This window comes from Mesotoga sp. UBA5847, assembly GCF_002432735.1.
Taxonomy (GTDB): Bacteria; Thermotogota; Thermotogae; order Petrotogales; family Kosmotogaceae; genus Mesotoga.
Map to the genome: position 1 here is coordinate 10,037 of NZ_DJGL01000025.1, position 10,193 is coordinate 20,229.

3 protein-coding genes are annotated in these 10,193 nt (G+C 45.5%); all 3 read left to right on the forward strand.

All coding sequences use genetic code 11. From position 1 onward, the window contains the following. Positions 1–822, forward strand: an 822-nt coding sequence (locus B3K91_RS02895) for a hypothetical protein (protein WP_292593969.1), incomplete at its 5' end; no start/stop codon positions are given. Beyond that, positions 819–4,907 carry an Eco57I restriction-modification methylase domain-containing protein gene (locus B3K91_RS02900; RefSeq protein WP_292593970.1) on the forward strand — a complete coding sequence of 1,363 codons (4,089 nt, stop codon included), beginning with the start codon at positions 819–821 and terminating at the stop codon, positions 4,905–4,907. The genes B3K91_RS02895 and B3K91_RS02900, both read left to right, overlap by 4 nt. A 61-nt stretch (positions 4,908–4,968) precedes the next feature. Beyond that, positions 4,969–10,110, forward strand: coding sequence for a DEAD/DEAH box helicase (locus B3K91_RS02905; RefSeq protein WP_292593971.1), 5,142 nt, complete (start codon positions 4,969–4,971; stop codon positions 10,108–10,110). The last annotated feature ends 83 nt before the right edge of the window (positions 10,111–10,193 follow it).

Here is a 10,193-nt window from a genome sequence, read left to right on the forward strand (position 1 = left end):
TACAAGATAGAGAGACTGCCTGAGGGCTGGAAAGAGCTTCAAAAATATATTCTCCAGGACGGTAGAACAAGACTCTTATCCTTCGTACCGCCAACTGGAGCCAAGGCCCAGCACCTTCATCCCAACCATCCACTTGTGAAGAAGGCCATAACGTACTTCCGAGCAAACATATGGTCAAGGGGGATTGAAGGCACAAACCAAAAACTGAACAAGGTAACCTGCAAGGTAGTTCCTTCAGGGAAGATGGATGTTCCTCACGTGCTTCTGTATGTTAGGGCTCTTGCGATAAACAAGCTCTCACAACCACTTGTTGAAGAAGTGGATGTCATTGGCGGAAGGTTCGAGCAGGGGGAGTTCCTCCCGGTTTCGGATACTTCAAGCCTCCATCATCTCGATTCTCTTGCAGTATTTAACCAGAGGGCTTCCTCGCTCGTCCCCGCCCTGAAAAAGGTAATGAAGATGAATGAGAAAGCAATACAGGATAATGTAGAGAAGTTCAAACGTAACTGGAAAGACAGACTCAACAGAGAATTGAAAGAAGTGACCTCAACCGAGAAGACGACACTTCTGGAAATGATAAAGGAACGAGCGAAAGAGATAGACAAGACGATAATCAAGCTAAGTAGATACGAAGGAACGATGTTCGAAGATCAGATGCAGTATTCCGAAGACATCCGTCTTCTGAAGAACAGACAGGAATATCTTAAATCCCAGCTTGAGGGGATTCCAAAGAAGATAGAAGAGAAATACACACTCAAAGGTGATCCCCTGGTCAATGTAGTCGCCCTCTGCTTCCTCATTCCCGAGGAGATGATCAGATGAGCACAACAATGAAGACCAAATTCGACTGGTTTGGCGTTCTGAAGATGTCGGGCCTGCTGGTCTCTGAAGTCATTTATCGCGATCACTTCGAGAAGACAGAGGGAATCACCAGGGACGAACTCTTCAGACTCCGAAGGTTTATTGACCGCTTCAACAGCGAAAGCTTCTCTGTTAATGATCTGGTTAAGGGCCTTCTTTTCGATATTCTCGCTCACGATCCAAACAACTGGAAATTCGGAAGAGATGTCTCGGCTTTCTCAGTCAAGGAAAGTGATCACGATGAGCAACTCACTTCCGACTTTGTTCTCCTATCTGACGATAGAAAAACACCGGTCTTCATAATAAAGACACTGGACAAATACAATGAGCTTGACAAGAGAAAGCCAGTTGGCAGCGGAACCTGGCGGGCGAGTGAACACATAAAATTCGAGACGTTGCTGAGACTTTCAGGCTGCCCTCTGGGGCTTCTCACTAACGGCTATGAGTTCAGACTGTTTTTCGTTGAGGAAGGCCTTTCGGCAGCATACATATCCTGGAAGCAAAGTGACTGGCTTGAAGAAGAATCAACCTTCGAGGCCTTCAGAAATCTCCTGAACGCAGGGACCCTCCTTCCAAGCAAGAAGAAAGGTCTTTACAACATAGTCAAGGAAAGCCACGAGAAGCAAGCTGAAGTTACTGACGCTCTGGCCGATCAGGTCTATCTGGTCATTAACAGGATTCTCGATTATACAAACCAGAGTGCAATAGACGTCGAGCCGGACAAGATATACGAAGCAGTGATAAAGGTCGTTATGAGGTTAGTCTTCATACTGTACGCCGAGGAGAATTCTCTGCTTCCTCACGGATTCCCCGAGTACGATGACAACTATGGCCTAATCCATCTAGCCAATTCACTCGAGACTGAGAGGAGTTTCCTTGGAGAGACGGACTTCAACTCTGTTGCTTCCTACAGATATGATGCCTGGTACAGGATGCTTGCGTTATTCAACCTGATCTATTACGGCTCAGATCACCAGGAGCTGAAGATAACTGCTCACGGTGGTGACCTATTCTCGCCCAACGAGATTCTGCCTCTGCTCAAGAGAATTAAACTTAACAACAGAGGCGTAAGGGATATTCTCCACGATCTGCTGTATATGAAAGGCCTCAGGCTAAGTTATGCTGCGATAGACGTCGAACAGATAGGATACGTATATGAAGGACTCCTGGGATACACCGTTTCCCGGGCAAGCGAACCGCTGGTGGTTACAGCCAAGGAGAAGTTCGTTCTTCCTCTTAGTGAGCTGGAAAAACGTACACCAAAAGAGATAAAAGCGCTACTGAAAGAGGTCGATTCAAAGATAAGCAACATTCCGGATTCGTTCACCGATGCTACAGATGATTCGATACAGGCAAGGGTAGCCAAATATGGGGTGATACTAGCTCCGGAAGATGAAAGGCTCATACCGGAGGGTTCCTATTATATGTCATCCTCCGGTGCCAGAAAGTCTAGCGGGAGTTACTACACTCCAAAGCAGCTGACAACGTATCTGGTTAAGGAGACGCTTGGACCACTGTGTATGGATGAAGAGAAAGACAGGGCAAGGAGTTCTTCTGAGATCCTTTCTCTGAAGATTGTCGATCCTGCTATGGGTTCGGGAGCCTTTCTTGTACAGGCAACGAATTTCGTCGCGGAGAAGCTCTTGAAGGCCTGGGAAATAGAGGGCAAAAATACTGAGATTCCAGATTCAGACAGAGAGATCCTCGCACGAAGGAACGTTGTTGAACACTGTATATACGGGGTGGACATAAACCCAACGGCAGTGGAACTGGCGAAGATGTCTCTCTGGCTTAATACCTTCTCCAAAGACAAGCCATTTACATTCCTCGATCATAAGCTGAAGTGTGGCAACTCTCTTGTGGGGGTCTTTCACGGCTGGGAGGATACAAGCGTTATATCCCCAGAGGTGTACAAGGCTTCGGGGAACGCCAGTAAAGAATGGAAGGCCGAATTATCCGGATTAAAAAGAATTAACTCTCAGTACAGACCGACTAGCAAGGAAAGTGATCTAAAAAGACAACATTCTATGTTCTCTCTTACAGACTCTCCGGACAATGAGTTTGCAAGAATAACGAGTGAGCTCGCAAGAGTCTCACACCAGATAGATGTCGCTGGAAGAGAAACAGAAGATTATTTTGCCAAGGAACAGGTTTACAAAGAGCAGTTCCTTAGGAACAGAGATTATGAAATAGAGAAGCTTAAGGCTGATGTTTGGTTAGCTCAGTGGTTCGCAAATGAACTTGACGGAGTCCTTCCGTTGACAACCGGAGAGCTTCAGGATCTCTACCAGGGAATAGACAAAAACCAGGATAGCATATCTGTCCTTATGGAAATCTCTGAACACATATACTGGACAGAAAGGATAAGCCAAGAGCGACGTTTCTTCCACTGGAAACTCGAATTTCCGGATGTCTTCGAGGCAGGGGGTTTCGACGCGGTCATTGGTAACCCGCCTTGGGAAGTGCTTAAGCTTAAGGAAAGAGAGTATTTCGCAGGAAAGGACCTTCAAGTTTATTCCAGCAAGAAGACTAATGAAAGACGGGCACTTATAGCAGGATTAGAGACAAGTAACCCAGAGCTGTTCAGATCGTATATGAAGGAATTGGAGCAATACTCGTCCACAGGCAATTACGTGTCTAATAGAACTCTATACAGTTTGACAGGCAAAGGCGAACTAAACACTTACCAGCTCTTCGCCGAGCTTTTCCTTAAGATGCGAAAAGAGAAAGGCAGATCGGGCGTGATAGTTCCAACAGGAATTGCGACAGACAAGGGAAACAGTATCTTCTTCAAGTATGTTGTCGAAAATAAATTGCTTTCCTCATTAGCTGATTTTGTTAACGGTAGCATATTCAAAAACATAGACTCCAGAATGAGATTTAGTCTTATAGTATTCGGGCACACGGAACAGTCGAAGATGCTCTTTGTCTTGCGAGACCCCGATCAGCTCTATACAAAAAGCTTCTTGAAGCTATCAGCTGAAGACCTGCTCTTGGTCAACCCAAACACCGGAACTGCTCCAGTGTTCAGTTCGCAGAGAGATATGGACCTTGTGCTTAAGATATATAGAAACAGCAAGATTCTTCTGAGGGAGTACAAAGACGGTAAGACGGATAACCCTTACGATATAGAAGTCTCCACTCAATTCCATATGTCAAACGACTCCGACAAGTTCGTTCGAGAGCAGGAGCTTATAGGAAGAGGTTATAAGAAGAACTGGATCTACTACGAGAAAGACGAAGAAAGATACGTCCCCCTTTGCGAGGGTAAGACTTTCTACATTCTTGATAGCCGTTACAACCACATAGCAGATGACGGAAATGGTACAAATTGCACTGCCGAGGAGAAATCCGATCCGTGGTTTTTCCCTAGGACAAGGTATTTTGTTAAGGAGAGCGATTGTAAGGCTTTTTATGCTGCCAAGCAGTGGGACAGAGAGTGGGTAGTTGCGTTTAGAGATATCACAAACGCAACAAATGAAAGAACATTGATTTCATCGATAATGCCAAAGGTGGGGTTTGGAAATACTGCTCCTATTATTCTCTTCGACGGTAATATCGGTCCTAGCTTCTACTTATCCTCGATCACTCATACAATTGACTATATCTTGAGACAGAAGATCCAAGGCACGCATATGAACTTCTTCATACTCTATCAGCTGCCGGTACCTGATCCTTCGAAGTTCAGAGAACTCCCAGGATTGGATGTTGGAGACGATTGCCTTGAAGATTCCGTTATCCGACGGCTTGTGAAGTGTGTGAACTACTCCTATGATATGGAACCGTTTGTGAAGGATATGGGCTACGAGATAGAACCCCGTCCGTGGAATGAGAAAGAGAGACTTGACTATTTGGCTCAGCTAGATGCAATAGCTTCCCATCTCTACGGCATTGACTATGAGGACCTGAAGTATATCTTCACAACATTCCCAATAGAGAAACGAGAGCAGGAAAGAGAGTATGGGACTTACTTATCCAGAGACCTGGCCTTGAAGTACTTCGAAGAATATAGACCGAAACTCTTTCAAGGAGGACATCTGTATTGATGAGGTTCTTGTTTCATTAAGGAATCTGATCAAGAATACAGAATAATATTGAGGTGATCCTATGTCCATTAACCCGGTCGTCTTCAGTAAAGAGACCTTCGAGAGCTTTACAGATTTTCTTATAAGCACTCTGAATATCGCAGATGAAGGCTTGGAGAACCAACTCAAGGATCTAATAGCCTATGATCTTCTAAGAGGGTCTCGCCTGGTTAATGGACCATACATCTACCTAAATCGCCCTTTCGTAAAAGGCAAAAGCATAAAAGAGTTCACGGAAGCGCTCAACCTTGATCCGGTATTGAATACAGTTTTCACATACGAAAATTTACATAAGCATCAGGAAGAAGCGGCCGAGAGCATTGTAAACAAACATCACACCATAGTCTCAACAGGTACCGGCTCCGGAAAGACCGAGTCCTTCCTCCTGCCAATAATCGATCGTGCGAAGAAACAACAGGAGAAGAAACTGCTGGCGCTCCTTATTTACCCTATGAACGCCCTGGTTAATGATCAGCTAAGACGACTCAGAATGATGCTTGCAGGAACCGGCGTGACGTTTGCAAGATACACCGGAGATACTCCTGAAACCCTTCCTTCGAATATCCGGAGACCCGCAAATATGGTGAGGTTTACGGAAGAGCAGCTCGAAGAGGTCATAAAGGGTACACTGGCGCCCTGGGAAGAGCGGCTCTGTCGAGAAGAGATCCGTGAAAACTCTCCCCAGATAATGCTCACAAACTACTCTCAGCTTGAGCATTTGCTTCTTCGAAACAAGGATCTAGATATTTTCAGAGACTCCGATTTGCAGTTCATCGTTATGGACGAAGTGCATAGTTATGTCGGAGAACTTGGCTCGGAAGTGGCCTGTCTCCTGAGAAGACTGAAGCTCGTTGTTCCGCATCCGGAAAACATCACCTTCATTGGCACCTCTGCGACGGTTGCCTCTCGTGACGAAGAACCTGAAACGGTAGTAAAACGCTTCGGTTCAAGACTCTTTGGTGTTGAACAAGACTATATTAGGCTTGTAACCGAGTCTTACATAGAGCTCGAAAGAGAACCGGATGAATACGTTCCGCTGTTTTCAAGGGATCCGGGAGAGATTCTAAAGGAGATGGTATATGAGGTTTCTCAGATTCCTGAAGATGGAGAACCGGGGCCGGAATTCTACAAACTGCTGACACAGTTGACTTACAAGACCATAAACAAAGACAACGCTTACACGATATTGAAGAAGAACGTTATCATAAGCGAATTGCAGGAGCTTTTCAGCAAGCCCACGCTTCTGGAAAAGGCTGTTGAGAGAATCAGAGAGTTAGCTGGGAGGAAAGATGCTGGCAATGATTCTCTCGCGGCGGAGATATACTCCTATCTACTTGCCGGGCTCATAGTAAAAGAAGACAACGAACCTTTACTCCGCCCGAAGATCCACTTCTTCGTAAGGGGCATTCAAAACCTGAAGGTTGCATTTGTAGATGGCCAGAGACAGATAATACTGAACGATATAGATGAGCTTCAGGATCACTACTATTTCAGCCTTTACGGTTGTGCTAGATGTGGCCAGCATTACTTTGTCATTCCCTCGGCATCTGCTAACCAGGCTGAAGGAGTCACTTTCTACACACCCGTTGGTATGGGGGATGAGCCTGAAGAAAGCCGGATGGTTCTCCTTACAGATGTAATTACCGGGGACGAACAGGCCTACCTCAGTCAAAATGTATGGGTCTGTGAGAAATGCGGGACCGTCCACGAAGCACCTGTGCAGAAATGTATGAATACTCTTTGTGGTTCAGACAAACTTATTCAAATGAAGAAGGTTCCAATTGCAGCACGGCTCAGATGCCTCTCCTGTGGTGTTTCGCTCGGGAAAGATGATGAGGAGGATAGATCCTCGAACCTAATGCCCTCTGTGTCAAATGAAGCTTTAGACATTCTCATTCTCGCTCAGAATATGCTAAATTCTGTTTCCAAAGATGCGGCAAAGCTTCTCGTATTCACGGACAACCGGCAGGAGGCCGCCTTCCAGGCAGCCTTCATAAATCAGAGGTCGAAACGGTTTAGGCTCAGAGACTATCTCTACGCTGTTCTAGAAGAGGGCCGAGCATACACAAGCGATGAACTGGCTGGAGAAATAGCTGAACGCATTCGTGAGAAGGGTGAATACAGAGACTTTGAAGTTGAAAATGCAATGAGGCCTAATTACTTCAAAGATTCTGTAGAATGGTTTCTTCTAGAAGATTTCTTTATGCCCCGCTATAGACGTGGAAGCCTTGAGAACCTTGGGCTTGTTAAGCTTACTTACGGGAATGTAGTTAGCAGCAAGGAATTCGTGAAACACTGGGCAGAAGAATTCGGAGCCCCTGTAGAAGAAATACTGGCAATAATTGAAAATCTTCTAGACCATATGAGAGTCAACACAGGTATAAGCCATACGCTTCTCGGAATAACAAACCGGGATCCCCGAGTTGCTAGCGGTTATATAAACCTCAGTAAGTGGTTTGGCCCCGAAGTTTACATCCTGAATGCCCCTACCTACAATAGCAAGAGCAATCTCAAATGGTGGATTTCAAACAGTGGGACTTCATATTATCAGAGGTTTATAAAGAAGGCATTTCCGGAAAAGAAGGATCTCGCAGATGATTTCCTCCAGGAGCTGTGGAGCTTTTTGGTGGATGAAAGGGTGCTAGTCGAACGCGAGGACTCACATTTCGCCATAAACAGCGAGGCCATTTACTTCACTAAGGCGCCTAAGAGAGAAGACGATGATCTTCCTCATCTTTACGAGTGCAAAAAGTGTGGTACGAGAACCTTCAGAAAGACGCCCGGCTTGGTTTGCCCCAGGCACAACTGTGATGGTCAATTAACTGATGTATCAGTCGATACGGACGATTATAATGTCAAGAGACACTTATCAAACAGAGAGATCAGAAGTCTGAAGGCCTTTGAACATTCCGGCCAGGTTCGTAGACCCGAAAGGGAGAGAATCGAGAAGGAATTCAAAGATGAGAATGGAACGGTAAACTGCATTGTGGCGACTCCTACACTTGAACTGGGAGTGGATATAGGGAAACTGGATATGGTTCTTCTTAGGAATGCACCGCCAACTCCAGCAAATTACGATCAGCGAGCTGGAAGGGCCGGAAGGAGACACAGGATAGCGGTCGTTACTGCATACTGCGGGCGAAGCTCCCACGATCTGTACTTCTTTTCAAGACCAGAAGAGATGATTACAGGAAAGATAAAGGTTCCAGCCTTCTCTATGGTGAATATTCCGCTAATTGCTAAACACTGTCACTCGGCAATCACGACAAAACTTCACAGCATTACGAATATAGAAGACAAAGCATTAATGCAGGCCTATCTTCCTAATTACATAAACGCCTTCTTCAACGGGATAGACCTGTTTGCGGATAATGCAGCTGAAACGCTTAAGAACCTATTTGGTTTCTCTAAACCCCTGAAAGAACTGATATACAGACATTACGAGCTTCTCAGAGAAGAGTTAGAGCGTTTCTTCAAGTACTGGCCATCTGAAGCTTTGAAGACATTAAGGGAGTCGGTGGAGGGAGAACTGGAAGACTTTCTAATTAACGGTTCTCCGGAACAGCTTGATAAGATATTTATTCACATACGCGACGATCTCATTTTCCTGATAAACGAAAGGGCCGAGTTGTTTAGACGTGGTTCTACTTCGAGAGAACTTAGTTCAATTACAAAGCACTTGAATGCCTTTATGCACCCACAAGGCGGTGAGAACTCAGTCAGTGATTTCTATACGATCTCCGTTCTGATCAAGTATGGGTTTTTCCCCGGTTATTCACTCGCAAAAGGCCACGTTACTGCCCGCTGCCTGGACAACGAAGGTTTCGTTGAAATCGACAGAAACTACAATATCGCTCTAAGGGAATTTGCACCGCTTTCCAGGCTTTACGCAGTAGGGAAAAAGTACCGACCGACACGGTATAACTTCTACAACGCTGACACAAAGGCGGGCTTTAGGCAGAGATTCATCATAGTCGAAGACTCCATAATGCCTGAAAAACCCGATGAACCTTCTTTCGATAACCCAGCTCAGTTGAAGCTTGATTCAATACACCTCACGGACCCCAAGTTGACTCTCGAAGGCAGGCCCGGGGATAGTGAGAATCGTAGAGTCATTATGGGCTACGACATAAGAGGAATCGTTAAGGGAAATCACCTGGGAGGATTTACTGCCAAGTCTGATGGAATGATTACTTCTTTCAGGAGAAAAGACGTAGTTGTCCTCATAAACGTTGGTTCGAAACGCGATACACCTAACTATGGCTATGGTTTCTATATTTGTCCCGAATGTGGGGTGATAGAAGAGAATACTCCTAATGGGAAAGATCACTTCAAAAGACACTTGGAAGCCGTCCATAACAAACATATTCAAGGAGAAAGACTCAACGAGTATAGGAGAGGCATTCACGCAGAATTCGTGTCTGATGTAATGGTTGTGGGCCCTTTCAAAAGCTTCGAAGAGGCAGCCAACTATATGGAAGCGATGAAGGTGGGGGCATCTATTGACCTGGATATTAGCACCAGTGAAATTGATAGCTTCATAAACGGGCTTGAAGAGAACTACCACGTCACTTTCTTCGAAACAGTACCAGGGGGCTCGGGGTACATTGAGGTGTTGTTCCAGTACAGAGAAAGTGTAATGAAGACCGCAAGGACACTTCTCGATTCCTGCGATTGCAAGGCTGCCTGTTACAGGTGCCTGCTGAGCTTCTGGAATCAACCCTACCATTCAGTTCTCAATAGGAAGAAAGCAATCGAAGTACTTGACTTCATACAAACTGCAGGGGCTACCACAGTGGTGAAAATACCGGGCACCAGGCGAGAGAAGACTTCTGATGGGAACCTAGAGTCGCCGGCCGAGGCGAAGTTCCTTAACATTGTTAGGGAGTTCGGGCTTCCAGATCCTAATCTTCAATACCAGGTAACCATCTCAAATACGACGACCATCGCAGATTTTGCATATCCTGATAAAAAACTCCTTATCTACATCGATGGCTACACTTATCATAAGGGCAAAGGGCAAGGGAAAATAGACCTGGATAGAAGGCAAGAACTAATACTTAGAGCCAGCGGCTACGAAGTCATTCGGATCGGAGCCAAAGACCTGGATGACGACGAGATAATGGAACTGTATCTTAAGTCAATATCCAAGATATTTGACTAGTAGTGTTCCGTCAAGAAAGCAACTCATTAGTACTGCCCAAGCTTGCTTTGGAAAACCTTCGCTTGAGTTTATCACTTAATCTT

What these genes read in the sequence shown, in the direction of transcription:
- B3K91_RS02900 (WP_292593970.1), top strand. Translation starts at nt 819, where the DNA reads ATGAGCACAACAATGAAGACCAAATTCGACTGGTTTGGCGTTCTGAAG.
- B3K91_RS02905 (WP_292593971.1), top strand. Translation starts at nt 4,969, where the DNA reads ATGTCCATTAACCCGGTCGTCTTCAGTAAAGAGACCTTCGAGAGCTTT.